The sequence below is a fragment of the Achromobacter sp. 01N37 genome (genome assembly GCF_056399725.1).
The window spans coordinates 93,196-117,054 of the sequence record NZ_JBFTRX010000013.1 but is presented as its reverse complement, the minus strand read 5'-3'; the positions used below and the strand labels follow the sequence as shown (position 1 = coordinate 117,054).

General features: G+C 65.2%; 21 protein-coding genes, 1 tRNA gene and 1 riboswitch. Of the genes, 15 read left to right on the top strand and 7 right to left on the bottom strand.

Going from position 1 to position 23,859, the window contains the following annotated elements; genetic code table 11:
* Positions 1–14 precede the first annotated feature (14 nt).
* Genes AC1DSJ_RS23490 through AC1DSJ_RS23480 form a run of 3 tightly spaced genes read left to right on the top strand, consistent with a single transcriptional unit; the run spans position 15 to position 3,141 of the window.
* Positions 15–1,541 carry a class I adenylate-forming enzyme family protein gene (locus tag AC1DSJ_RS23490; RefSeq protein ID WP_441372280.1) on the top strand — a complete coding sequence of 509 codons (1,527 nt, stop codon included), beginning with the start codon at positions 15–17 and terminating at the stop codon, positions 1,539–1,541.
* A complete protein-coding gene (locus AC1DSJ_RS23485) occupies positions 1,538–2,329 on the top strand; it encodes a citryl-CoA lyase (RefSeq protein ID WP_054427016.1) in 792 nt (263 codons plus the stop codon). Before AC1DSJ_RS23490 ends, AC1DSJ_RS23485 begins: the two co-directional genes overlap by 4 nt.
* Entirely contained in the window at positions 2,326–3,141 is an 816-nt protein-coding gene (locus AC1DSJ_RS23480) for an SDR family NAD(P)-dependent oxidoreductase (RefSeq protein WP_346552799.1), read from the top strand. The genes AC1DSJ_RS23485 and AC1DSJ_RS23480 overlap by 4 nt, the downstream gene beginning before the upstream one ends.
* 70 nt (positions 3,142–3,211) lie before the next feature.
* Here the strand turns inward: AC1DSJ_RS23480 and AC1DSJ_RS23475 are convergent, their stop codons facing one another.
* Complete coding sequence (locus tag AC1DSJ_RS23475) at positions 3,212–4,006, bottom strand: MetQ/NlpA family ABC transporter substrate-binding protein (RefSeq protein WP_175171564.1); 795 nt, start codon at positions 4,004–4,006, stop codon at positions 3,212–3,214.
* A gap of 172 nt (positions 4,007–4,178) precedes the next feature.
* On the opposite strand from AC1DSJ_RS23475, the gene AC1DSJ_RS23470 reads away from it, so the two are divergent.
* Positions 4,179–5,270, top strand: coding sequence for a DUF6817 domain-containing protein (locus AC1DSJ_RS23470; RefSeq protein WP_441372279.1), 1,092 nt, complete (start codon positions 4,179–4,181; stop codon positions 5,268–5,270).
* 191 nt (positions 5,271–5,461) lie between these two features.
* Here the strand turns inward: AC1DSJ_RS23470 and AC1DSJ_RS23465 are convergent, their stop codons facing one another.
* The 5 genes from AC1DSJ_RS23465 to hemA form a co-directional block, all read right to left on the bottom strand.
* On the bottom strand, positions 5,462–6,025 hold the full coding sequence (locus AC1DSJ_RS23465; RefSeq protein WP_006227138.1) for a UbiX family flavin prenyltransferase: 564 nt from the start codon (positions 6,023–6,025) through the stop codon (positions 5,462–5,464).
* A 7-nt stretch (positions 6,026–6,032) separates the two neighbouring features.
* Positions 6,033–6,359 (bottom strand): Grx4 family monothiol glutaredoxin, encoded by a 327-nt coding sequence (gene grxD, locus AC1DSJ_RS23460; protein WP_476760398.1) that lies wholly within the window; start codon positions 6,357–6,359, stop codon positions 6,033–6,035.
* 128 nt (positions 6,360–6,487) lie between these two features.
* Positions 6,488–7,315 carry a peptide chain release factor N(5)-glutamine methyltransferase gene (gene prmC, locus AC1DSJ_RS23455; protein ID WP_441372278.1) on the bottom strand — a complete coding sequence of 276 codons (828 nt, stop codon included), beginning with the start codon at positions 7,313–7,315 and terminating at the stop codon, positions 6,488–6,490.
* A 10-nt stretch (positions 7,316–7,325) separates the two neighbouring features.
* Complete coding sequence (prfA, locus tag AC1DSJ_RS23450; RefSeq protein ID WP_054427011.1) at positions 7,326–8,408, bottom strand: peptide chain release factor 1; 1,083 nt, start codon at positions 8,406–8,408, stop codon at positions 7,326–7,328.
* A gap of 84 nt (positions 8,409–8,492) precedes the next feature.
* A complete protein-coding gene (gene hemA, locus AC1DSJ_RS23445) occupies positions 8,493–9,767 on the bottom strand; it encodes a glutamyl-tRNA reductase (protein ID WP_342067054.1) in 1,275 nt (424 codons plus the stop codon).
* A gap of 294 nt (positions 9,768–10,061) precedes the next feature.
* On the opposite strand from hemA, the gene AC1DSJ_RS23440 reads away from it, so the two are divergent.
* The 9 genes from AC1DSJ_RS23440 to AC1DSJ_RS23400 all read left to right on the top strand — a co-directional run bounded on the left by AC1DSJ_RS23440 (position 10,062) and on the right by AC1DSJ_RS23400 (position 20,338).
* A tRNA-Phe gene (locus AC1DSJ_RS23440) sits at positions 10,062–10,137 on the top strand.
* Between the two features lie 243 nt (positions 10,138–10,380).
* On the top strand, positions 10,381–11,715 hold the full coding sequence (locus AC1DSJ_RS23435; protein WP_441372277.1) for a Fic family protein: 1,335 nt from the start codon (positions 10,381–10,383) through the stop codon (positions 11,713–11,715).
* Between the two features lie 41 nt (positions 11,716–11,756).
* Positions 11,757–11,848, top strand: a riboswitch (TPP riboswitch).
* 69 nt (positions 11,849–11,917) lie between these two features.
* Positions 11,918–13,000, top strand: coding sequence for a LuxE/PaaK family acyltransferase (locus tag AC1DSJ_RS23430; protein ID WP_175171569.1), 1,083 nt, complete (start codon positions 11,918–11,920; stop codon positions 12,998–13,000).
* Positions 12,997–14,457 carry an acyl-CoA reductase gene (locus AC1DSJ_RS23425; RefSeq protein ID WP_441372276.1) on the top strand — a complete coding sequence of 487 codons (1,461 nt, stop codon included), beginning with the start codon at positions 12,997–12,999 and terminating at the stop codon, positions 14,455–14,457. The genes AC1DSJ_RS23430 and AC1DSJ_RS23425 overlap by 4 nt, the downstream gene beginning before the upstream one ends.
* 14 nt (positions 14,458–14,471) lie before the next feature.
* Complete coding sequence (locus AC1DSJ_RS23420) at positions 14,472–15,218, top strand: ABC transporter ATP-binding protein (protein WP_175171571.1); 747 nt, start codon at positions 14,472–14,474, stop codon at positions 15,216–15,218.
* Positions 15,215–15,979, top strand: coding sequence for an ABC transporter permease (locus AC1DSJ_RS23415; protein WP_441372275.1), 765 nt, complete (start codon positions 15,215–15,217; stop codon positions 15,977–15,979). Before AC1DSJ_RS23420 ends, AC1DSJ_RS23415 begins: the two co-directional genes overlap by 4 nt.
* Positions 15,980–15,999: 20 nt before the next feature.
* On the top strand, positions 16,000–17,013 hold the full coding sequence (locus AC1DSJ_RS23410) for an ABC transporter substrate-binding protein (protein ID WP_342067057.1): 1,014 nt from the start codon (positions 16,000–16,002) through the stop codon (positions 17,011–17,013).
* Position 17,014: 1 nt separating this feature from the next.
* Positions 17,015–17,794: an SDR family oxidoreductase gene (locus tag AC1DSJ_RS23405; RefSeq protein WP_441372274.1), complete on the top strand. Its 780-nt coding sequence runs from the start codon at positions 17,015–17,017 to the stop codon at positions 17,792–17,794.
* Between the two features lie 45 nt (positions 17,795–17,839).
* Positions 17,840–20,338: a mechanosensitive ion channel family protein gene (locus AC1DSJ_RS23400; protein WP_441372273.1), complete on the top strand. Its 2,499-nt coding sequence runs from the start codon at positions 17,840–17,842 to the stop codon at positions 20,336–20,338.
* On the opposite strand, the gene AC1DSJ_RS23395 is transcribed toward AC1DSJ_RS23400, so the two are convergent.
* Positions 20,335–21,507, bottom strand: coding sequence for a M20 aminoacylase family protein (locus AC1DSJ_RS23395; RefSeq protein WP_441372272.1), 1,173 nt, complete (start codon positions 21,505–21,507; stop codon positions 20,335–20,337). The genes AC1DSJ_RS23400 and AC1DSJ_RS23395 overlap by 4 nt on opposite strands.
* Before the next feature lie 151 nt (positions 21,508–21,658).
* Here AC1DSJ_RS23395 and AC1DSJ_RS23390 point away from each other — a divergent pair, with 151 nt between their 5' ends.
* Positions 21,659–22,582 (top strand): LysR family transcriptional regulator, encoded by a 924-nt coding sequence (locus tag AC1DSJ_RS23390; protein WP_054426999.1) that lies wholly within the window; start codon positions 21,659–21,661, stop codon positions 22,580–22,582.
* A gap of 240 nt (positions 22,583–22,822) precedes the next feature.
* Positions 22,823–23,830 carry a Bug family tripartite tricarboxylate transporter substrate binding protein gene (locus AC1DSJ_RS23385; protein WP_441372271.1) on the top strand — a complete coding sequence of 336 codons (1,008 nt, stop codon included), beginning with the start codon at positions 22,823–22,825 and terminating at the stop codon, positions 23,828–23,830.
* The last annotated feature ends 29 nt before the right edge of the window (positions 23,831–23,859 follow it).

Below are 23,859 nucleotides of genomic sequence, written 5' to 3'. Positions count from 1 at the left end.
TCCAGGAGCACAAGGTGTACCCGATCGATTTCTTTTTCCGCGCGGCGGAGCAGTATCCCGAACGCGTTGCGCTGGACGGCCCGGAAGGCGTGATCACCTACGCCGAGCTGGCCGCTAGCACCCGGGCCTTGGCGGCCGCCCTTCAAGCTCTGGACCCCGAACCGCAGACGCGGGTGGCCATCTGTGCGGGCAATTCCGCGCGGCACATCCTGGCGCTGCTTGCCGTGCTGGCCAGCGGAAAAATCTGGGTGCCGCTCAACTACCGCAGCACCGCGCGGGAAATCGGGCGCATCCTGGATGCCACCACGCCGTCCATCGTCATCATCGACCCGGCCGGCGACCCCTTGACGCCCACGGGGGATGGCGTGCGCATCCATCTTGATGATGGGGATGACGGGGACGGCGGCTCAGGCACCGGCCTGCGCCTGAACGCCCTGCTGCGCCAGTACGCCGGACGCGAGCCCACGCGCCACGCGCTGTCCCGCGATGCCACGCAAGCCATCAAGTTCACGGGCGGCACGACGGGCCTGCCCAAAGGCGTGATGCAGCCCTACCGCGCGTGGAACGCGGGCATCATCAATCAAATATCCAGCTGGGCGCTGACGCGCGACGACCGCTATGTGGTGTCCGCGCCCATCACGCACGGCACCGGCACGTACGTGTTGCCCGTGCTGGCCAGTGGCGGCGCGCACCTGCTGCTGGACAGCGTCACCCCAGCCACCATCACCGCCGCCTTCCGGGAACGGGGCGGCACGCTCAGCTTCATGCCGCCTACGCTGATCTACATGATCATGGCGCAGGATGGCGTGTCGCGCGCCGACTTTCCCAAGCTGCGCAACCTGATCTACGGTGGCGCGCCGATGCCGCCTGAAAAAATCGACCGCGCACGCGAATTTTTCGGGCCCGTGCTGGGCACGACCTATGGGCAGACCGAAGCGCCGCAAATCGCTACCGTGCTGCGCCCGGCAGACCTGAACGACCCGCGCAACCGCGCGTCGGTCGGGCGTGCAACGTGGCTGTCCGACGTGGCCATCATGGCGCCCGACGGCACGCTGCTGCCACGCGGCGAGATCGGCGAAGTGGTGGTGCAGGGCGACCTGACGATGACAGGCTATTGGCGCCTGCCGGAGAAAACCGCCGAAACGCTTGTCGACGGCTGGCTGCACACCGGCGACACGGGCCTGATCGATGCGCGCGGCTATCTCTTTCTGAAGGACCGGCTGCGCGACGTCATCATCACCGGCGGCTTCAACGTCTACCCGGTCGATGTCGAAAACGCGCTGTCGTCACACCCCGCCGTGTACGAGTGCTCGGTGTTCGGCCTGCCGGATGACAAATGGGGCGAAGCGGTCCACGCCGCCGTGCAGTTCCACCCCGGCGCGCAGGCCGATGCCGATGCGCTGAAAGCCCATGTGCGCGCCCTGCTGGGCCCGGTCGCCACGCCTAAGCAATTTCATATCCATGACAGCCTGCCACGCTCAAGCGTCGGCAAGGTCTTGAAGAATGCCGTGCGCGACGCCGCACAAAAGGAGACCCCATGAACACCCCCGAGACCCGCCTCTGCGCCCATCATTTGACTGGCATGTCGTACCGCGACGTCGACTTGGTGGACGACCTGATCGGCAAGAAGACCTTCACCGAAGTCATGATCATGCAGATCCTTGGGCGCGATGCGCGGCCGGTGGACATGCGCATCGTGGACGCGGTGCTGGTCACGTTGATGGAACACGGCATGACGCCCAGCGCCATCGCCACGCGCCTGATCTACATGAGCGCCCCCGAAAACCTGCAAGGCGCGGTGGCCTCGGGGTTGATGGCGGTGGGCAGCCAGTTTGTCGGCACCATGGAAAATTGCTCACGCCTGCTCGACCGCATCAAACAGGCGCCGGACGGGCGCGCCGAAGCGCTGGCCATCGCGCGCGAGTTCCGCGAACAGCGGCAGGCCCTGCCCGGCTTCGGCCACCATTTGCACAAGCCCGACGACCCCCGCTCGATCAAGCTGTTGGCGCTGGCCGAAGCCGAGCCCGACCTGGAAGGCGCATCCCTGAAAGCGTTGCGCCTGCTGGCGGCCGCCGTCGATGAAACCTATGGCAAGCACATCACCATCAACGCCACGGGTGCGGTCGCGGCGCTGCTGAGCGAGATCGGCGTGCCAACCAATCTGATGCGCGGCTTTGCCGTGATATCGCGCGCCGCCGGCCTGGTGTCGCATGTGGCGGAAGAACAGCAGAGCCCATCTGGCCGCTACATCTGGGAAACCATCGACCACGCCATCCCTTATGTCGGCAAGGGCAAAACGCATCAGCAAGAGGACGGAGAATCCGCATGACGGCGGCCGGCAGCGATGCGAGATTGGCGGGCAAGGTGGCGCTGGTGGCCGGCGCGGGCGCGTCGGCCACGGGGTGGAGCATTGGCAAGGCCAGCTGCGTGACGCTGGCGCAACAAGGCGCGGCGATTGTCGCGCTGGACGCCAACCTGGCCGCCGCGCAAGATGCGGCTCACGAAGTCGAGCAAGCCGGCGGCAGCGCCTTGCCGGTGCAGGCGGACGTGGCCGACCCGGAAGCCATGCAGGCGGCGGTAGAGGCCGCGCTGCGCCGCTACGGCCGCATCGACATCCTGCAAGCCAACGCGGGCATCGGCAAGGTGGGCGGGCCAGAAGATATTTCCCTGGAAGATTGGGATCGCATCCAGCAAGTGAACGTGACCAGCCTGCTGATCGCCACACGCTTGCTGGTGCCTGTGATGCGTCAACAGGGCGGCGGCGCCATCGTCACGGTGTCGTCCATCGCGGGCATTCGGTACACCGGTTATCCCCACCTGGCCTATAGCGTCAGCAAGGCCGCCGTCATTCACTTCGCGCGCATGGCGGCGCAGCAATATGCCGCCGATGGCATCCGCGTGAATACCGTCATCCCCGGGCTGATTGATACGCCGCGCGTGGCGCAAAACGTGGCGCGCATGTTCGACCCTGACGATTTGCAGGCGGCGCTGGCCGCGCGCGACCGGCAAGTGCCGATGGGCCGGATGGGCACGCCGTGGGAAGTCGCCCGCGCCGTGGCGTTCCTGGCATCCGACGATGCGTCTTACATCACCGGCACAGAGCTGGTCGTGGATGGCGGGCTGACCGGGAAATACGCCTGACCGCCCTCACCTGCCGCGCGGCGCCCGTTGCAGGCGCCGCGTTTGGAAGGCGGGCGGCGCTGCTACTGCCTTACCAAGACGTCGAATACGCCCCCGGGAACTGCTTGGCCACAAACGCCTTCACTTCGTCCGACTGATACGCCTTGATGAAGCGCGCAATGCGCGGGTCGTTCTTGTTGTCTTCGCGCGCGGCGATCACCACGGCGGCAAACGGCGCGTCCTTGCTTTCCAGCGCCAGCGCATCCTTGGCGGGCGACAGGCCGGCCGGGATGGCGTAGGCGGAATTCACCGCGGCCGCGTCCACGTCCGACAGCGAATGCGGCAATTGAGCGGCTTCGATTTCGATGAACTTCAGTTTCTTCGGGTTCTCGACCACATCGAACAACGACGCCGTCACCGTCACGCCGTCTTTCAGTTTGATCAGCTTGGCCGCCTGCAACACCAGCAGCGCGCGGGCGCCGTTGGTCGGGTCATTGGGAATGGCGACCTTGCCGCCTTGCGGCAGATCATCCAGCGACTTCAATCGCTTGGAATAGATGCCCATCTGCTGCACCACCGCAGTCGCCACCGGCACCAGCTTGTAGCCACGCGCCTTGTTCTGCGAATCCAGGAAAGGCTTGTGCTGGTAGATGTTCAGGTCCAGTTCCTTGGCGTCCAGCGCGGCGTTGGGCTGAATGAAATCGCTGAATTCGATCAGCTTCACTTTCAGGCCCTGCTTGGCGGCAACCTGTTGCACCACTTCACCAATTTGCGCGTGCGGGCCGACGGTCACGCCCACCTTCAATTCGGCGTCCTGCGCCATGGCTTGGGTGCTGGCGAATCCGAGCACGGCGGCGAAAACAACCAAGGAATGACGAAGGCGCATGAGACATCTCTAGAGTAGGAAGAATGACCCGCGATTCTATTGACCGCCCTACAAAACTGGAAGCGATGAATATTCATATTGATATGTGCAAAACGATATAAACGCTGCGCCATGACAAGCCCGCGTCATGCGGACACAATAGCGGCTGCTTTCAATCACACGCCTTCACGCCATGTCCACATCCCCCGAACTCCATCCACATGCGCGCGCCCTGCTCGCTGACCACTACGCCGCCGTCGACGCCGACCTGCCCGCGCTGCTGGACTTGCTGTTCGCCCGCAGCGCCGGAGAAGACTGGCACAAGGCCGGCACCTTCAAGCATCACCTGTTGGGCGTGTACCGCACGCTGACGCTGTGGAACCAGCCGCGCGAAGTGCGCCTGCTGGGCCTGTTCCACAGCGTTTACGGCAACGAATACGTGGACCTGACCTTGTTCGACCGCGAGCGCGAACGCTCGACCTTGCGCGAGGTGCTGGGCGAAGAAGCCGAAGAATGGGTCAGCCTGTTCTGCGCAATGCCGCGCACGAAGTTTGTGCAGGCCGTGCTGGCGGGGCAAGGCACGGGCGTCGAAGGCATGACGCTTGAGGGCACGGACGGACAGGTCTTCACGCTGACGCCGCGCCAGGTTGCCGCGTTCATCGTGGTGTCCGCCGCCGACATCGGCGAGCAATGGCACAGCTGGCAAGACGAGATCTTCGCGGGGTATCCGCAGCAACAGCGCCGCGACTTGAAGACGAATTGGGCGTCGTCGTTGTGGCCGGGGCCGCTGAAACCGCCGTCGAATATTCTGTCGATGTTGTCGCACCTGTTGGCGCCCTTGTCGCCTTCGTCACCTTCGTCGCCCATATCGGCCGATACCGGCATCCCCATCCCGCCCGCGTTCGACCAATGCCGCGCCACGCTCAGCCCGCGTGACGAAGCGGCGGCCAGCGCGCTGTACTGGCAAGTCATCACGCGCATGCATCCGTTGACGGAAATGGATAGCGCGCGCCATCTGCTGGAAGCCGCCGTAGCGCACAACCCCTGGGTCGGCGAACCGCGCTTGCTGCTGGCGCAACTGGCGCTGACCACGGGCGATTTCGACGCCGCAGAACAGCACGCCGCCTCCGGGCTTGCCGCGTTGCAAGCGTGGGGCACGGCGTGGGACAAGCGCATTGAATGGGCGGGCTGGATGGCCTGGGCGCGCATCGAATTGCAAAACGCCCGCGCGCGCCAATGGCCGGAAAACCTGGCGGCGTTGAACGGGTTGGGGCTGGTGGAATAGGCCAACGTCCTGCCCATGCAAACAGCCCCGCATGCGGGGCTGTTTTTATTTCGGGCTGGCTGGCTGACTGCCTAGCTGGCTGCCTAGCTGGCTGACTGCCTGGCTGGCTGCCTAGCTGGCTGACTGCCTGGCTGGCTGCCTAGCTGACTGGCAGGCTGATTGCCTGGCAGGCTGATTGCCTGGCTGGCGCGCTACTTCATGCCTTCCCAATGCGGGCCCGGCACGACGATGTCGAAGAGTTCCAACACGCGTGCGACCGTGTGGTCCACCATTTCTTCGATGGACGCCGGGCGGTGATAGAACGCTGGCAGCGGCGGAAACACGATGCCGCCCATTTCGGTTACGGCCGTCATGTTGCGCAAGTGCGCCAGGTTGAAGGGCGTTTCGCGCACCATCAGCACCAGGCGGCGGCGTTCCTTCAAGGTGACGTCGGCCGCGCGCGTGATGAGGTTATCCGACAAGCCATGGGCCACGGCCGCCAGCGTGCGCATCGAACACGGCACGATCACCATGCCTGCGGTCTGGAACGCGCCGCTGGCCAGCGTGGCGCCCACGTCGCGCACCGAATGCACGTGGTCGGCCAGCGCGTAGATGTCGTGGCGGCTAACGTCCAGCTCGTGCTTGATGTTCAGCACGCCCGAGGCCGACACCACCAGATGCGTCTCCACATCGTCCACGCCGCGCAATGCTTGCAGCATGCGCACCGCGTACAGCGCGCCAGTGGCGCCGGTGATGCCGATAACGAGCCGACGCATCGAAGCGTTAAGCCGTTGCGCCGGATTGCTCCAGCAGCGTCTTCAGTTCGCCGGATTCATTCATCTCGTTCATGATGTCCGAGCCGCCGAYGAATTCGCCCACCACGTACAGTTGGGGGATGGTYGGCCAGCTGGMGWATTCCTTGATGCCCTGGCGGACTGCKTCGTCTTCCAGCACATTGACGGTGACCAGCTTCTTCACGCCACAGCCCTTCAGGATCTGAATGGCCTTGCCGGAAAAGCCGCATTGCGGGAATTGGGCGGTGCCCTTCATGAACAGCACGACGGGGTGCTGGGTCACGGTTTCGCGGATGAATTCTTGAACGTCGCTCATGGTGGTCTCTTCGACAGGCATAACGGAATAGGGCAATTATAGGTACAGCCGGAAAAACCGCCCGAATTACCCGGGCGCGCCGCCGGACTTTGCCGGGATTTCAGCGGCGGGATTCTGTAACAACCGGCCTAGCGGCGCGGGTAGCGGCCGCCGGAAATGCGTTCGATACCCGCCAGGTCCTGGCGGCTGTGCACGTCATCGAACCCGGCTGCGGTCAGCAAATCCCGTACCGCCTGCGCCTGGTCCCAGCCATGCTCCATCCACAACGCGCCGCCCGGCTTCAGATGCCGGCTTGCGCCCGCCACGATGCGGCCCAGGTCTTCCAGGCCGCCCGCGCCATCGGTCAGCGCGCCGCGCGGCTCGAAACGCAGGTCGCCTTGGTCCAGATGGGGATCGTCGCTGGCCACATAGGGCGGGTTCGACACAATCAGGTCAAAGCCTTCGCCGGCCGGCACGGCGTCATACCAGCTGCCTTCCACAAACCGCACTGACGCGGTGAGCTCCCACGCGTTGGCGGCCGCCACTTTCAACGCAGCGGCGCTGACATCCGACGCCATCACCCGCGCATCGCGGCGCGCAAGCGCGATCGAGATCGCAATGGCGCCGCTGCCCGTGCCCAGGTCCAGCACGGCAGGGCCGGCAATACCCGCCACGCATTCCAGCGCGGTTTCCACCAGCACTTCCGTGTCGGGCCGCGGGATCAGCACGTCGGGCGTTACGCGAAATGCGTGGCCCATGAATTCGCGATGGCCCAACAGATACGCCATCGGCTCGCCCGCCAGGCGGCGCGCAAGCAGGGCCTCGTAGGCGGCGGCAACGTCAGGCGCCAACGGGTCCGTGTCGTGCGCCAGCAGCCACGCACGCGGCTTTTGCAGCACGTGCTCAAGCAGCATGCGCACTTCCAGACGCGGCAGGCGCGTGTCGAGCAGCAGGCTTTTCAGCTGGGGCGTGGTCATGGGCAGGGGCTCAGATGTCGTCGCCCAGCGCCGCCAGCTGCTCGGCCTGATGCTCGGCAATCAGCGCGCCGGTCAGTTCTTCGAGATCGCCTTCCATGATCTGCTGCAGCTTATACAGCGTCAGGTTGATGCGGTGATCCGTCACGCGGCCCTGCGGGAAGTTATACGTGCGGATGCGCTCGGAGCGGTCACCCGTGCCGATCAGGCTCTTGCGCTCGGCGGCTTCCTTGCTTTGCCGTTCGCGCGTTTCTTTGTCTTTCAGGCGCGCGGCCAGCACCTGCATGGCCTTGTCCTTGTTGCGATGCTGCGAGCGGTCGTCCTGGCATTCCACCACCAGGCCCGTCGGCAAGTGCGTGATACGCACGGCCGAATCGGTCTTGTTGATGTGCTGGCCGCCCGCGCCGCTGGCGCGGAACGTGTCGATGCGCAGGTCATTCGCATTGATGACGATCTCCGACATCTCGTCGGCTTCCGCCATGATCGCCACGGTGCAGGCCGACGTATGGATGCGGCCCTGCGCTTCGGTCGCCGGCACGCGCTGCACGCGGTGCGCGCCGGACTCGAACTTCAGGCGGCCATACGCGCCATCGCCATCGATACGCGCAATCACTTCCTTGTAGCCGCCCAGTTCCGATGCGCTTTCCGACATCAGCTCAACGCGCCAGCCACGCGTTTCCGCATAGCGTGAATACATGCGCAGCAGGTCGCCGGAGAACAGCGCGCTTTCGTCGCCGCCCGTGCCCGCGCGGATTTCCAGGAACACGCTGCGGCCGTCGTTGGGGTCACGCGGCAGCAGCAACAGCTGCAACGCGCTTTCCAGGCTTTCCAGCTTGCCGCGGCCCGACTTGATCTCGTCTTCGGCCATCGCCTTCATGTCGGGGTCCGACAGCATTTCCTGCGCCGTCGCCAGGTCTTCCTCGGTGCGGGCAAACGCGGTGAAGGCCTCGACCACGGGTTCCAGCTCGGCGCGTTCGCGCGAGAGCTTGCGGAAACGGTCCATATCGGACGCGGTTTCCGGTTGGGCGAGCAACGCGTCCACCTCGGTCAGGCGGTGACACAGATGCTCCAGCCGGCTACGCATGGAAGATTTCATGGGGGAATGACCAAAGAGAAAACAGGAATAGCGGGCGCCCACAAGACGAACGCCCGCCAGGAGGCGGGACGTGGGACAGATTCGCTAACGGCGGGAGTCGCGGCCGGGGAACAGGCGCGGCATCCACGCAAGCAGCTGCTTGCGCTCGTCGCCTTCGCTGCGGTTCAACGCTGCCAGCGGGCCGTGCAGATATTTTTGCGTCAGGCCGTGGGCCAGTTGTTCCAGCACGGCTTCGGGCGATTCGCCACGCGCCAGCATGCGGCGCGCACGTTCGAGTTCGGCGGCGCGGACGTCTTCGGCGGCCTGATGCAGGTCGCGGATGACGGGCACCACTTCGCGGGATTGCATCCAGTGCATGAAGCCCTGGACGCGGGTTTCGATGATGGCTTCGGCTTGCACCACGGCCGCGCGGCGCGCGTCGGTGCCGGTCTGCACCAGGCGGCCCAGATCATCCACCGAATACAGATAGACGTCGTCCAGGCGGCCGACTTCGGGTTCGATGTCGCGCGGCACGGCCAGATCAATCATGACCATCGGGCGGTGACGGCGCAGGCGCGTGGCCCTTTCCACCATCCCCAGACCGAGGATGGGCAAGGAGCTTGCCGTACAGGAAACGATGACGTCGAACTCGGACAGGCGGTCTGTCAGGTCAGACAGTTTCATCGTGCTGGCCGAAAACCGGTTGGCCAGAATTTCGGCGCGCTCGGCCGTGCGGTTGGCCACGACCATGCTGCGCGGACGTTGCGCGGCGAAGTGCGTGGCGCAAAGTTCGATCATTTCGCCCGCGCCGATGAAGAGCGTGCGGGCCTGGTCCAGATTGCCGAACACGCGTTCGGCCAAGCGGACGGCGGCGGCGGCCATGGACACCGACTGCGCGCCGATCGCGGTTTGCGACCGCACTTCCTTGGCGACCGAGAACGTGCGCTGGAACATCTGATGCAGCAAGGTGCCCAACGACCCGGCTTCGCCCGCGGCGCGCACGGCGTCTTTCATCTGGCCCACGATCTGGGTTTCGCCCAGCACCATGGAATCCAGGCCGCTGGCCACGCGGAACGCGTGACGAACGGCGTCGTCTTGATGATGGCGGTACAGGTGCGGGCGCAGCGTGCCGGCGTCCAGGCGGTTGTGTTCAGCCAGCCAGGCGGGCAGTTGATCAGCAACGTGGCCGTCAGCCGCGCAATAGATCTCGGTGCGATTACAGGTGGACAGGATGGCGGCTTCGCGGACGGAACCGCCGAATGCCGAACGCAGACCTTCCAGCGCGGGCTTGACCAGATCGACGGGCATAGACACGCGTTCGCGAACCGAAACCGGCGCGGACGTGTGATTCAGACCGAAGGCAAGGACAGCTACCGACATGAGTTAGCGTTAAGAACTGCCACTAAGAACAAGGCGTTACGTCAGGGCCACCTTAAGCAACCGGGGCGGAACCCGGGCCGGGAATTTTCCGGAAACGTAACAGCGAACTGTCGAAGATTATACCCCTGCGGGTTATCCCCAGGCCAATTCACGCCCCGTCCGCGACCCTGCGTCGCACCCTGGCGTGCCATTCACCCAACACTTTGGCTCTGGCCCCTTAACCAGAAATTGTCGCGATTTTTTCTACTTGGCTGGCACAGGAAGAAAAAATTGTGTATAGTTGCGGACTTCGTTGGCCTGGTAGCTCAGTCGGTAGAGCAGAGGATTGAAAATCCTTGTGTCGGTGGTTCGATTCCGCCCCAGGCCACCAACAGATTCAAGCATTGAGCCCCGCCTTGGCGGGGCTTTTTGCGTTTGGCGCTGCCCTGCTTTCTAGCGCCGTCTTTCTTATCACCACGCCCTAATCTTATCGAAATCTTATCGAAATCTTGTCAGGTGATAAGATTTGAGCCTTAATCTTGTCACCCTGACAAGATTAGCCCCCCCTCCATAGGCAAGTCTCGCCCAGATGACCCCACCTAGCCTCGCCAGCCTGTCACTCCGGCATGAAGCCATGCTGCGTCAGATTCTGGCCGCCAGACGACCCATAGAACCTGGCGCACTCGAGCAAATCCTTCAAGCCTCCCGGCCCAGCATCAACCGGACCTTGCGGGACCTCGTGGCCGCCGGCTTTCTGGAAAGACTGGGCGCAGGCCGAGCCACCCGCTACGTGGCCACCGATGCGGGCCAGTCTGCCCTGGCTGCGTTGCCGTCACTCGCAACCGTGCCACCGCTCACTGGCCACCTGCATTGGTCACCGGCAGCCTTGCCATTGGTTCAAGCGCTACGCGCACCTTTGGGAACCCGCACTCCAGTGGGCTACGAAAGGAGCTTCGTCGCTAACTACGTTCCAAATCAGTCCAGCCTGCTGCCACCGACACTCGCCACGGACTTGTACAACGCAGGCCGAAGCCAAGATCAGCAACCGGCGGGAACGTACGCCCGCGAGGTGCTGGAGCAATTGCTTATCGACTTGTCCTGGTCATCGTCGCGCCTGGAGGGCAACAACAAAAGCTTGCTGGACACCAAGGAACTCTTCGAGCTCGGCGAGCAAGCTGGCCCCCTCGACGAAGACGCCCTGATGTTGCTGAACCACAAGAACGCCATTGAGTTCCTTGTCGACGCGGTGCCTACCGAGGGCATCACTGTGCCGGTCATCGTCGACCTGCAGGCCAAGTTGATGAGGGATCTCTTGCGGGACTCACGCGACATCGGCAGCTTCCGTCGACGTCTGGTGAATATAGATGGCTCTGTCTACACACCGAGCAACATTCCCACGTTCCTGGAAGAATCGCTGAATGACATCGTCGACAAGGCCCGCCACATTCACAACCCCGTTGAAGCGGCATTCTTCCTTTGGGTCCACGTGGCTTATCTACAGCCCTTCGCGGACGGCAACAAGCGCACAAGCCGCCTGAGCGCCAACATGCCGCTCTTGCTGCACAACTGCGCGCCCCTGTCTTTCCTGGATGTAGAGCGCGCGGACTACGCCGTGGCCATGCTGGGCGTCTATGAACAGCGCAACGTCGCCGCCGCGGTAGAGTTGTTTGAATTCATCTATCGCCGATCCATTCGGAAATACAGCGTACTGCGCGCCTCTCTATCCGTCCCCGACCCGCTTCGAGCCCGGTATCGGCAGAGCCTCAATGAAATCATGCAGTTCGTCGTCTTCTATCGCCGAACGCTGGCGGACGCGCTGCCGGAGGTTTCAGTCCAGCCTGCCGACGTTGAGGCATTGCGCGCCATCGCGAACACGGAACTGGACCACCTCGAGCAATACAACTGCGCCCGCTATAACCTGGCTAGAGGCATGACGCAGAAGTGGATTGACGCTGGGCGGCCACGATAGCCGGCAAGCCCGAAACTTCCACCCCATTGCGGGTTAACATTGCCTCTGCTCCGGGGTGCACGCCAGTGCTGAGAATCAGACCCGCGAACTTGACCCGGTTCATGCCGGCGTAAGAAGAGCATTCGCCTTGACCTGCCGCGCCTTTGCGCCGCTTGCGCAGGCGGGCTTCGGAGCTTCCCTGTACAGGAATCATCGAACGCCCATGAACAACGTCGCACCGCCGGTCGCGGAACTACTCGAATTCATCGCCCAGGACGGCTGCACCGACGAGCAGTTTGATCAGCTCGCGCTGCGGCTTTTTGCCTATCAATATGGGGCCAGCGCGCCCTACCGCAGCTTCTGCCAGCGCCGTGGCGCAACCGTGCGCAATGTGAAGACGTGGAGCGATATTCCGGCCGTGCCGATCGACGCGTTCAAGGCGATGGAGTTGCGCTGTGAACCCGCGCGGCCCGACGAGCGCGTGTTCATGACCAGCGGCACGACGCGCGCCGACATGCGCGGGCGGCACTTCCATCCGCATCTGGCCGTCTACGACCTGTCCATGACGCGCAACTTCGCGGCCCGCGTCATGCAAGGCACGGCGCAACTGCCGATGGGCATCTTGTTTCCAGACGAAGTGGCGATGCCGAATTCGTCGCTGGCGCATTATCTGGCGCTGGCCAAATCCGCCTTTGGCAGCGAAGGCAGCCGCTATTTCATGTCACCGCAGGGTATTGATCTTGACGGTTTGTGGCGCCAGCTGGAAGACGCCGAGCGCAGCGGCGAGCCTTATGCGCTGCTGGGCGCAAGCTTCAGCTTCGTGCATGTGATTGACGCCTTGCGCCGCGAAGGCCGCAAGTTCCGCCTGCCGCCGGGCAGCCGCATTCTGGATACGGGCGGCTACAAGGGCCAATCGCGCGAGCTGCCGCTGGACACGTTCTATGCGGAGCTCTCTGCGCTGCTGGGCGTGCCGCGTTCGCTGTGCATCAACATGTACGGCATGACCGAACTCAGCACGCAGTTCTACGACAACGGCAACGCCGCCGTGCCGTCGGTGAAATCGGGGCCGCACTGGATTCGGTCGCGGCTGGTGGACCCCGCCACGGGCCGCACCGTGCCGGCGGGCGAACGCGGCATCCTCGCGCATTGCGACTTGGGCAACTTCAATTCGGTCAACACCATCCTGACGGAAGACGTGGGCGAACCCGCCGAGGGCGGCTTCCTGCTGCTGGGCCGGGCCGAAGGCGCGCAGGCCAAGGGCTGCTCGCTGGCGGTCGAAGAGTTCATTCAGTCGGCGCGATCATGAACGTGCAACGGGTCGAGGCGGGATACCTGCCGGGGCTCGCCTCGGCTGATGTCCAATGGCATACGCTGCCGTTCGAGCAGGACGGGCAACGCGTGGACGTCGCCGTGCCGGTGCTGACGGCCGCGCAGATGCAAGCGCTTGCCCAGCGCGTCAAACGCGCCAGCGCGCAGCATCTGAAGACGATGACGGTGTCGGAAATCATCACCATCATCGACCGCGCCATCGGCCGCCTGCTCGACCCGAACGACCCGCTGCGCCGCCAGGCCGATACGCTGCTGCCGGTCGTGACCGGCTACGACGCCGACATGGTTCGTCTGGGGCTCACCGGTTTTCTCAAGACATTCCGCGCCCCGCAGCTGCATCGTTTTGTGGCCGAAGACTTCGCCAACCCCAAGGTGCTGGACAGCTTCCAGCCTGCGATCAAAGGCGGCGCCGTGCGCGCATACGGCCCGCAACTACTGGTGCACAGCTGGGCCGGCAACGTGCCCGTACTCGCGTTGTGGAGCTTGATCTGCGGCCTGCTGGTGAAGGCCGGCAACATCGGAAAACTGCCTAGCGCCGAGCCGCTCTTCGCCGGCTGGTTCGCGCGTTTGCTGGCCGACGTGCACCCGCCGCTGGCTGACTGCATGGCGGTCGTCTGGTGGCGTGGCGCGGGCGATGACGACGCGTCGGCGCTGTATGCACAGGCCGATACCGTGGTCGCCTATGGCGGCAACGACGCGCTGCACGCCATCCAGCGCCGCCTGCCGGTCACGACACGCTTTCTGGCGCACGGCCACAAGCTGGGCTTTGGCGTTGTCAGCGCCATGGCGCTGGATGCACAGAAAGCCCCTGCGCTGGCGCGCCGCGCGGCGTGGGATGTCATGCGTTATGACCAGCAGGGTTGTTATTCCCCGCATGTGTTTTACGTGCAGCGCGGCGGCCGGGTGTCGCCGCGCCATTTCGCCAGCTATCTGGCGGGCGAACTGTCGAATCTGCAACGCCGCTTTCCCCGGCGCGCGATGGACCTGGAAGAATCCGCTGCCGTGGCGAAGTGGCGGCAATCGATCGAATGGCAACTGCCCGCGGACGGCGCCAACACGCTGATCGGCGACCCCGACACGGCGTGGAGCGTCGCGTATGCCGACGCGGCGCAGCCTCTGATGCCGACCGCCCTGCAACGCAGCATCGTGGTGGCGGGCATCGACACGCTGGACGATGTTGCGCCGCTCGTGGCCACCCATCACGACTATCTGCAAACGGCGGGCGTCGCGGCGACGCCCGAAGAACTGTACCGGCTGGCCGAGCAACTGGGCGCAGCGGGCGTCACCCGCATTAGCGCCATCGGCTCGATGAGCCTGCCCGAAGCGGGCTGGCATCACGACGGCCGCTTCAATCTGCTGGACCTCGTGCGCATGACGGAAATTGAACAATCCGCCGAAACCGCCGCCGACCCGTTCGCCCCCTACGAGCCATGAGCGCGGACCGGGCCATGCCTTTTCTGAACCTTGAACAGGTGGTGTACACCTACCCCGGCCGGCCGCCCATTGTGGATGGCGTCGACTGGCGGCTGGAGGCCGGTGGCGTGCATTGCCTGGTGGGGCGCAGCGGCTGCGGCAAGACGACACTGCTCAAGCTGGCTGCGGGCCTGCTGGCCCCGCAGTCGGGCCGCGTCCAGCTGTGGGACGGCACGCCCGCCACGCCCGGCCCGCAACTGGGCTATGTGTTTCAGGCGCCGACGTTGCTGGAATGGCGCCGCGTCATCGACAACGTGCTGCTGCCCGTGTCATTGCAACGCCGGCCCCTGCCTGAAGACATCGAACGCGCGCATGCCCTGCTTGCGATGCTGGGCTTGTCCGACTACGCACAGCGCTATCCCCGCCAACTGTCTGGCGGCCAGCAAAGCCGCGTGGCGCTGGCGCGCGCGCTGATTCTTGAACCCGCGCTGCTGCTGCTCGACGAGCCCTTCGCGGCGCTGGACGCCATTACGCGCGGCGAACTGCAAGACGACTTGATGCGGCTGTGCCGCCTGCGCAAGACGACCGTGCTGTTCGTCACGCACGACATCAGCGAAGCCGTGTACCTGGGCGACCGCGTCGCCGTCATGCACCAGGGCCGCATGGCTGCCGACCTGCCGATCGGCCTGGCCGCGCCGCGCACGCAATCGATGCGCCACGGCGCCGCGTTCAACGCCTATTGCGCGCAGGTATTTGAATTCATGAACGGAGCGCGCGCATGAAGCCCGCCATCTCCTCCCGCCTGCTGTCGTTGGCGCTGCTGGTGTTGCTGGTGGGCGCATGGGAAGTCACCGTGCGGCAGGCCGGTATCTCGGCACTGGTGCTGCCCGCCCCCTCGGCCGTTGCGAAGACGCTGTGGACGAGTCTTGCCACCGGCTACCTCTGGCCGCACATCGGCGCGACGCTGGCCGAGATGCTGCTGGGCCTGGCGCTGGGCAGCGCCGCCGGGCTGGCGATGGGGGTGGCGCTGGCTGAATCCGCCTTGCTGGACCGCGTGTTCAAGCCCTACGTCATCGTCAGCCAGGTGGTTCCCAAGCTGGCCCTCGCGCCGCTTTTTGTGTTGTGGTTCGGCTTTGGCATGGCGCCCACCATCGTCATGACCGCGCTGATCTGCTTCTTTCCGTTGATGGAAAACACGCTTACCAGTTTGCGCCAGGTGGACCCCAACCGGCTGCAACTGTTTCGCATGCTGGGCGCATCACGCGCACAGACCTTGCTGCGGCTGAAGCTGCCCGCAGGCCTGCCCGGCATCCTGGCCGGCCTGCGCGTGGCGTTGGTGCTGGCGCTGGTGGGCGCCGTCGTCGGCGAATTCATTGGCGCCAGCCGCGGCCTGGGCGCCGTCATCATCGCTGCGCAAGGCATGATGGACACGCCGCTGATGTTCGCCGCGCTCACCGCCATTGCCGCCATCGGCCTGCTGGGCTACCAAGCCACGCTGATGCTCGAACGCCGCCTGCTGCGCCCCTACGCAGATCAATCATGACCCCTATCAGGACCTTACCCATGCTCCCGTCCCCTACCCGCCGCGCGTTGTTGACGGCCGCCGCCGGCCTTGCCGCCACGTCGCTCGTGCCCGTGGCGGCGCGCGCCCAAAGCAAGCAAGCCGACCCTGCCACCGGCACGGTCACGCTGGCCGGCTGGAGCAAGCCCATCAGCGAAATCACGAACCTGCTGGTCGAGCCCGACAAGGGCTTCTTCAAGGCGCAGGGCGTGAATCTCGTCTACCTGCCTGGGGCGGGCGGCGGCGACGCCATCCGCAATATTCTTAGCGGCCAGGCTGACGTGGCCTTCACCGACCCCGGCTCGTTCTTCATGGCGCTGGACAAGGGCGAGAAGCTGCGCGCCATCTACGACATCTATCCGCAGAACGTTTTCAACGTGGTGTCGCTGAAGTCGGCGAACATCACGCGGCCAGCGGACCTGAAAGGCAAACGCATCGGCGTCTACAGCCTGGCAAGCGGCACGCGCCAGAATCTGCTGGTGATGCTGCATCAAGCCGGCCTGACCGAAGCCGACGTTGAAATCGTCGTGACCGGCGTGCTGAACTTTGCGCCGCTGTTGCAGGGCCAGGTCGACGCCACTGCCGCCACCGACACCGGCCTGCTGGTCGGCCGCCGCCGTGGCCTGGGGGAGGTCAACGTGATGGAAGTGCGCGACACCCTCAACGTATCTAGCGACCTGTTCGTGGTGCGCGAATCGGTCTATCAGCAAAAGCAGCCGCTGCTGCGCGCGTTCCTCAAGGCGTATCGCGACAGCGCCGCGTGGATGATCGCCCAGCCAGAAGAAGCCGCCACGCTGGCCGGCAAACGCGCCATCGACGGCACCGACCGCAGCATCAACCTGGACGTGATCCGGCTGCGCAATGCCGCGTCAATATCGCCTGCCGGCCGGCCGCTGGGCGCGTTTGATCTGGACCTGTTGCAGAAGGCCGCTGACGCCTACCGCGCGCTGGGTTTGATTCAGCACCCCATCGATGTCGCCGCCGTCGTCGACGCCAGCCTGTTGCCCGGAGCCTGACATGACCGCCGCCCTGAAGTTTGCAGGCAAGGTGGTGCTGGTGACCGGCGCGAGCCGGGGCATCGGCGCCGAGATCGCGCGCAGCTTTGCGCGGGAAGGCGCCACCGTCGTCGTCAACTACCTGAGCAACACCGAAGCCGCCAACGCCGTCGTTGCGCAGTGCGTGGCCGCGGGCGGCGACGCCTGGGCCGTGCAGGCCGACGTGGGGTCGGCGGACGCCGTGCAAGCCCTGGTTGACGGCATTGTGCATGACGCCGGCCGGCTGGATATCGTCGTCAACAATGCCCTGCGCCATTATGCGTTTGATCCGCGCACGCGCACGGCGTTCGATGATCTGTCATGGCAGCAGTACCAGTCGCAATTCGACGGCTCGGTCGGTGCGGCGTTCAACGTCTGCCGCGCGGCGCTCCCGCATTTCAAGCAACGCGCGCAAGGGTGCATCGTCAACATCGTCAGCAACCTGGTTGAACATCCGGTCGTGCCGTATCACGACTACACCACCGCGAAGGCCGCGCTGGTGGCGTTCAGCCGCAACCTGGCAGCGGAACTGGGCCCCTTCGGCATCCGGGTGAACTGCGTCGCGCCGGGTCTGGTGTACCCCACCGAAGCCAGCGGCGGCACGCAGGAAGCCTTCCGCGAACAATTGATTGCCGCCACGCCGTTGCGCCGCATCGCCCAGCCGGAAGACGTGGCCGGCCCCGTGCTGTTCCTGGCATCCGGCTGGAGCAGCTTCATGACCGGGCAAGTCCTGTTCGTGGACGGCGGACTGGTGATGCGCTAGAGTGGGTAGCCCCCCAGCTTCGCAGCATTCCCCCGGAGCCGCCCCATGCGCGTCCGAGCACGAATTTTCGCCTGCCTGTTCGGATTGATCCTTGGCTTGTTGAGCCTGGCCCAGGCACGGCTCGCGCTGGCCGACCCGCCCACCCCCACAACCGCCCCGCCGCTCGCCGCCATTCAGATGGGCGACATTCCGCTGCGCGCAGACAGCGACACGCGCTACGCCGAAGGCGTGTTGCAGCGCGTCGCCACCGCTGACCCCGAGGCCAAGCTTGGCCCGCTACTGGAAGCAATCGCCAAGTCCGCCGACGAAAAGCTCTACGAATTTCAACCGGCCCAACTTCGCACCCTGCCCATCATGCGGGTCGAGAGCCTGGAGCGGCATTGGATCTTTGACGCTCGCCGGCTGGCGCGCTGGCAGGCGGATCTGCGCCAGGCCACCGCCTGGTACGCCAGCGATGCGGCCGAACTGCTGCGCCGCCGCGATGCCTGGCAGGCCATCAAAAGTTCAGCCTTCGCCGCCAGTCTGCCGCCCGCGCTGGCCGACCGCGTGGATGCTGTTCTGGCGCAGTTGACGGGCGCCGCGCAGGCGCTGTCCGGCCCGCTGTCGCGACAGGCCGACCTTGAACAACGCGCCAACGCCGTCGAAGAACGCATCAAGGCGGGCCAGCGTTCCGTGGCCGAAGCCATCAACGACATCGACGCGCGCCTGATGCGCGTGGATTCACCGCCGCTCTGGGATCTGGGCAAGACGCAAGATACAAGCGAAGACACCATGGCCTTGCTGCACACGGGCGTCGACATCGAAGCCCGCTTCGCGCGCGAATACAGCGCGTCGGGCAGTGGCAACCAACGCGCGCTGCATGTGATTCAGATCGCGCTGCTGGTGCTGATGCTATGGCTGGCCCGGAAGAGCCGCGACGCGATCCGCGCGGGCGTCATGAGTGAAACCGCGGCGGGCGTCCTGGGCCGCCCGTTGTCCACCTGGCTGCTGCTGTCGATGCTGGCCGTGCTGGCGTTGGAACCCGATGCGCCGCTGATGGTGCAGCAAGTGGCGCTGGTGCTGGCGGCGGCGCCGGTGCTGCGATTGCTGCCGCCTTCTGCGCGCCGGCAACTGGACCTGTGGCCCTACGCCATCACCGCCCTGTTCCTGGCGGAGCGGCTGGGCTTTTTGTTCTTGGCCAACACCTTGTTCTACCGCCTGTCCACCGTGGCGCTGACCGCGGTGTCGCTGGCCGCCATCCTGTGGCTGCTGCGGCGCGGCCGGCGCCAACCCCAGTCGCCCGCTCCCACCCGCCTGGCAGGTATGCTGCGCGGCATTGCCTGGGTCGCGGTTGCGTTGCTATGCGTGTCGCTGGCGTCCAACCTGTTCGGCAATGTCTCGTTGGCGGAAATGCTGACCAGCGCCGTCATCGGTTGCGGCTACTTCGGGTTGGTGCTCTACGCCGGCGTCACCGTCATCATCACCCTGGTGCAAGTGTTGTTGGCGCGCCAAGGCATATCGCGTTTCCGGCTGGCGCGCGAACATGCGCCGCCGCTGGTGCAGTTACTGATCCGCCTGCTGACATTCGCCGCCGTCGTCGGCTGGGCGGTCTACGCGATGGACCGCTTCCGCATCCTGCGCGCCACCTATGCATACGCCACCCAGATACTGTCCTACACCCTGACCGTGGGCGAAGTGTCCATCAGCCTGGGCAACGTGCTGCTCTTTCTGATTTCCGTGGTGATTGCATTCTGGGCCGCGCGCACCATCCGCCTGATCCTGCGCGACGAGGTGCTCACGCGCATGGCGCTGCCGCGCGGCGTGGGCAACAGCATCGCGTCGCTTTCGTACTACCTGGTGCTGCTGCTGGGCCTGGGCATCGCGCTGTCGGCAGCGGGCTTTGAGACCAGCCAGTTAACCATCGTGTTCGGCGCGCTGGGCGTGGGCATCGGTTTCGGCCTGCAAGGCGTCGTGAACAACTTCGTGTCCGGCTTGATCCTGATGTTCGAACGTCCGATACAGCCTGGCGACGTGGTGGAAATCAGCGGTACGTCCGGACAGGTTCGCGACATCGGCATGCGCGCCACCCGGATCAAGACGTTCGAAGGCGCCGATGTCATCGTGCCCAACGGCACACTGCTGTCCGAAAAGCTGACCAACTGGACGCTGCTGGACCGCAGCCGCCGCATCGAAGTCAGTATCGGCCTGGCCTACGGCACCGAGCCCAACCGGGCGATCGACGTGCTGGATGCCGTGGCCCGGGAAACGGCCGGCGTCGTCACCGAACCGGCGCCCACGGTGCTGTTCATGGGCTTTGGCGCCAGTACGCTGGACTTCAGCATTCGCGCCTGGACCCACGACTTCGACAATTGGATCAACATCCGTAGCGACTTGATGGCGCGCATGTACGACGCGCTGCGCCAGGCCGGCATCGAGATCGCATTTCCGCAGCGCGATCTGCATCTGCGCACGGTGTCGGATGAAGCCAGCGCCGCGCTAGGCGTCGGACGCAGAACCGGCGCGCCCGGGTCCAACGCACCCGAGTCCGACACCCCGGCGCGTTAGACCGGCATCGCCGCCTTCACCAGCTCCACCCAGTAGTGCGCGCCCAACGGCAAGATATCGTCGTTGAAGTCGTAGTACGGGTTATGCACAGGCGGGTTGTCTTGCCCCGGACGCGCCGCGCCAATGAACACGTAAGCGCCCGGACGCTGCTCCAGCATGTACGCGAAATCTTCCGACCCCATGCGCGGCGTGCAAGCCGTATCCACCTTGTCTTCACCCACCACGCGCGCGGCGGCGCGAGCGGCCAGCGCTACCTCGGCTTCCGTGTTGACGCATGCCGGATAGCCGCGAAACACCTGCACGTCGATCGCGGCGCCCGACGTCAACGCCACCCCCGCGCACACCTCACGCAAGCGGCGCTCGGCCAGATCGCGCGTGGCGGCGGTCAACGTGCGGCAGCTGCCGCGCAACATCACGCTGTTAGGCACCACGTTCCAGGTGTCGCCGGCGTGAATCTGCGTCATGCTCAACGCCAACGAATCGGTCGGTTTTACGTTGCGGCTGACGATGGTCTGCATGGCCGAAACAAGCTGCGCCGCCGCCACGATGGGGTCCACGCCATGCTCGGGCTGGGCCGCGTGGCAACCCTTGCCGGTGACGTTGATTTCATAGGTGTCGCAGTTGGCCATCACCGTACCCACGCGCGTGGACACCGTGCCGAAGGGCAGATTGGGCGAGTTATGCAGCGCGAACACGGCGTCGCACGGGAACTGATCAAACAGCCCGTCCTGCACCATGGCGAGCCCTCCGCCCGCGTGTTCTTCGGCGGGCTGGAAGATCAGGTGCAAGGTGCCGCGCCACCCCGGGTCGGCCGCCAGATGGCGGGCCGCGCCCAGCAGCATGGCGGTATGGCCGTCGTGGCCGCAGCCGTGCATCTTGCCGGGGATGGTTGAGCGGTGCGACGCATCGCCCAATTCCTGCATGTCGAGTGCGTCCATGTCGGCGCGCAGTCCAATGACGGGCCCGTCGCCGCGCGTCAGCGTGCCGACCACGCCCGTGCGTCCCAAGCCGCGATGCACCGTGGCGCCAGCCCGTTCCAGCTCGCGCGCCACTACGTCGGCGGTGCGAAATTCACAGAAGGCGGTCTCGGGATGGGCGTGCAGGTCGCGGCGCCATTCGCGCATAAGGCGCAGCAATTCCGGGCTGACGGGCGATTCGACGATGGCCATGGCGGTGTCTCCGTAGGGCGGGCTTGGGGGAAATACGCCTATCGACTATAGACAGGCGCGGGTACAAAGCCGATAGCAATGATCACGCCTTATCGATGCGGTTTTTGCAACGATTCAATCCCACGCCACGACCACGGCAAGGAACCCCGTCATGGACGATGTCCTGGAATTCAAGCGCACCTTGTGCCTGCTGCAAGTGATCGAGACCGGCACCTTGCGCGCCGCCGCCGATCAGCTGAACACCGACCCCTCCGCCATTAGCCGCGCCATCGCCCGCCTGGAGGCGGACACGGGGCTGACGCTCTTGGAACGCCGTGGCCGCGGCGTGGTGCCCACGGATGCGGGGCGGCTGGTGGCGCTGTTTGCGCGCCGCCAGCAAGACCTGAACGAGTCCTTCCAGGCCGAGGTCAACAACCTGAAAAGCGCCACGCGCGGCCATGTGGAGCTGGCGCTGGGCGAAGGCTTTGTCGACATGCTGCTGGAACCCGTGCTGCTGACATTCGTGCGCAAGCACCCGGACATCACCTACAGCATCCACGTGGCCGGCACCAATGAAACCGTGCGGTGCATCGTCGAGGAACGCGCGCAGATCGCCCTGGCGTTCCAGCCCCCTAACGACGTGCGGCTGCGTTCGCATTATTCGCGCCCCGCGCCGATGCGCGTGCATGTACACAAAGACCATCCGCTGGCGCGATCGCGCCGGGCCTTGCGCCTGTCGGACCTGGCGCCTTACGGCTGGGCCGCGATGGACGAATCGTTCGGCGTGCGCCAGCACATCCAGGCCGCCGAGCTGGATGAAAACGTCAAGCTCAAGCCCGCGCTGCTGACGAACTCGTTCAAGATCCTGTGGGAATTCGCCAGCCAAGGATTGGGCTATGTGGTGAACCCGTTGTCGATGCCATTGAAGGGCGCGCAGTTTCGCCAGATGGTGTCGCTGCCGCTGGCCAACCCCATTCTTAACAACAGCCGCACGCATGTGATCAGCCTGGCGGGCCGCCATCTGCCGCCGGCCACGGCCAGCATGCTGCGCCATATCCTGAAGACATTTCCCGCGCTGGAATCCCGGCGGGCCTGATCAGGGTTGATGGGGGGGTGATGGCGGGTTTGAGGGCGGGTTTGAGGGCGGGTTTGATGGTGAGGTTGATGGTGGGTTTGAGGGCGGGTTTGAACGAGTTTTGCGCTTCCATCGTTGCGGTTTTCACAATGATCCAACCTGCGCCGCGTCATTGATGCGGGCAAACGCCGCTGCCTAGACTGCATGCAGCAGCCACGATATCCGGCTGCTTCACAACAGCAATGACAAGGGAGAAGCAGCATGCGTTGGACCCTACCGCCCCTCCTCGCCCGGGCCGCCGCGCTAGGCGTGTTATGCATTTCCGCGTTCAGCGCCGCGTCGCTGGCGCACGCCGCGGACTACCCCGCAAAGAAGCCGCTGAGCCTGATCGTGCCCTATCCCGCCGGTGGCGCCAGCGACGCGTCCGCGCGGCAGTTCGGCGTGCACATCGCTCATGCGCTCAAGCAACAAGTGGTGGTGGAAAACGTGGGCGGCGGCGCGGGCATGCTGGGCGCGCGCCGCGTCTTGACCAGCGCGCCTGACGGCTACACGTTCCTGCATGGCTCCGCCAATGAAATCATCCTGAGCCCCTTCCTGAATGCGGCGGCGCATTACAAGCCCGAAGACTTCCGGCTGACGCAACCCATCAGCGAAGCCACTATCGTGCTGCTCGCGCGCGCCGACCTGCCGGTGGACGACGTCGACGCGTTCATCGCCTACGCCAAGCGCCCGGGCGCCAAGCCGCTGACCTTCGGCAGCGTGGGCGTGGGCTCGCTGTACCACATCATGACCGAGTACCTGGGCCGCCGCGTCGGCGCGGAATTTTTGCACGTGCCGTATCGGGGCGCAGCGCCCGCGCTGCAAGACCTGATCGGCCGCCAGGTGGATTTCGCCGTCCTGCCGTACCAGCAAGCCATGGAAGGCATGGCGGCGCAAGGGCAGCTGAAAATCCTGACCAGCTTCTCCGACACCCTGCCCGCCCCGTTGGCAACGTTGCCGCTCATCTCGCGCAGCAAGACCATTCCCGATTTCGTCTACACGATTGCGGGCGGCTACTACGTGCGCCAGGACACGCCTGCGCCCGAAGTCGACACCCTGCGCCGCGCCGTCGGTTATGCGCTGGAGCAGCCCGAGCTACGCACGCGCATGGAGGCCGAAGGGCGCTTGCTGCTGCAACCGATGAGCCAGCAGGATGCCGACGCCTACGCCGTGGCGCAGGTGGCCAAGTATCAGGAAATGATCCAGGCGCTGGGGCTGAAACCGATGTAGCGGCTGCGCGGCCTGTCCCTGCCGAAACA

Excerpts from the sequence above, each read along its gene's own strand:
- AC1DSJ_RS23485 (WP_054427016.1), top strand. The coding sequence starts at position 1,538 with ATGAACACCCCCGAGACCCGCCTCTGCGCCCATCATTTGACTGGCATG.
- AC1DSJ_RS23480 (WP_346552799.1), top strand. The coding sequence starts at position 2,326 with ATGACGGCGGCCGGCAGCGATGCGAGATTGGCGGGCAAGGTGGCGCTG.
- AC1DSJ_RS23475 (WP_175171564.1), bottom strand. The coding sequence starts at position 4,006 with ATGCGCCTTCGTCATTCCTTGGTTGTTTTCGCCGCCGTGCTCGGATTC.
- AC1DSJ_RS23470 (WP_441372279.1), top strand. The coding sequence starts at position 4,179 with ATGTCCACATCCCCCGAACTCCATCCACATGCGCGCGCCCTGCTCGCT.
- AC1DSJ_RS23465 (WP_006227138.1), bottom strand. The coding sequence starts at position 6,025 with ATGCGTCGGCTCGTTATCGGCATCACCGGCGCCACTGGCGCGCTGTAC.
- prmC (WP_441372278.1), bottom strand. The coding sequence starts at position 7,315 with ATGACCACGCCCCAGCTGAAAAGCCTGCTGCTCGACACGCGCCTGCCG.
- prfA (WP_054427011.1), bottom strand. The coding sequence starts at position 8,408 with ATGAAATCTTCCATGCGTAGCCGGCTGGAGCATCTGTGTCACCGCCTG.
- hemA (WP_342067054.1), bottom strand. The coding sequence starts at position 9,767 with ATGTCGGTAGCTGTCCTTGCCTTCGGTCTGAATCACACGTCCGCGCCG.
- AC1DSJ_RS23435 (WP_441372277.1), top strand. The coding sequence starts at position 10,381 with ATGCTGCGTCAGATTCTGGCCGCCAGACGACCCATAGAACCTGGCGCA.
- AC1DSJ_RS23430 (WP_175171569.1), top strand. The coding sequence starts at position 11,918 with ATGAACAACGTCGCACCGCCGGTCGCGGAACTACTCGAATTCATCGCC.
- AC1DSJ_RS23425 (WP_441372276.1), top strand. The coding sequence starts at position 12,997 with ATGAACGTGCAACGGGTCGAGGCGGGATACCTGCCGGGGCTCGCCTCG.
- AC1DSJ_RS23420 (WP_175171571.1), top strand. The coding sequence starts at position 14,472 with ATGCCTTTTCTGAACCTTGAACAGGTGGTGTACACCTACCCCGGCCGG.
- AC1DSJ_RS23415 (WP_441372275.1), top strand. The coding sequence starts at position 15,215 with ATGAAGCCCGCCATCTCCTCCCGCCTGCTGTCGTTGGCGCTGCTGGTG.
- AC1DSJ_RS23410 (WP_342067057.1), top strand. The coding sequence starts at position 16,000 with ATGCTCCCGTCCCCTACCCGCCGCGCGTTGTTGACGGCCGCCGCCGGC.
- AC1DSJ_RS23405 (WP_441372274.1), top strand. The coding sequence starts at position 17,015 with ATGACCGCCGCCCTGAAGTTTGCAGGCAAGGTGGTGCTGGTGACCGGC.
- AC1DSJ_RS23400 (WP_441372273.1), top strand. The coding sequence starts at position 17,840 with ATGCGCGTCCGAGCACGAATTTTCGCCTGCCTGTTCGGATTGATCCTT.
- AC1DSJ_RS23395 (WP_441372272.1), bottom strand. The coding sequence starts at position 21,507 with ATGGCCATCGTCGAATCGCCCGTCAGCCCGGAATTGCTGCGCCTTATG.
- AC1DSJ_RS23390 (WP_054426999.1), top strand. The coding sequence starts at position 21,659 with ATGGACGATGTCCTGGAATTCAAGCGCACCTTGTGCCTGCTGCAAGTG.
- AC1DSJ_RS23385 (WP_441372271.1), top strand. The coding sequence starts at position 22,823 with ATGCGTTGGACCCTACCGCCCCTCCTCGCCCGGGCCGCCGCGCTAGGC.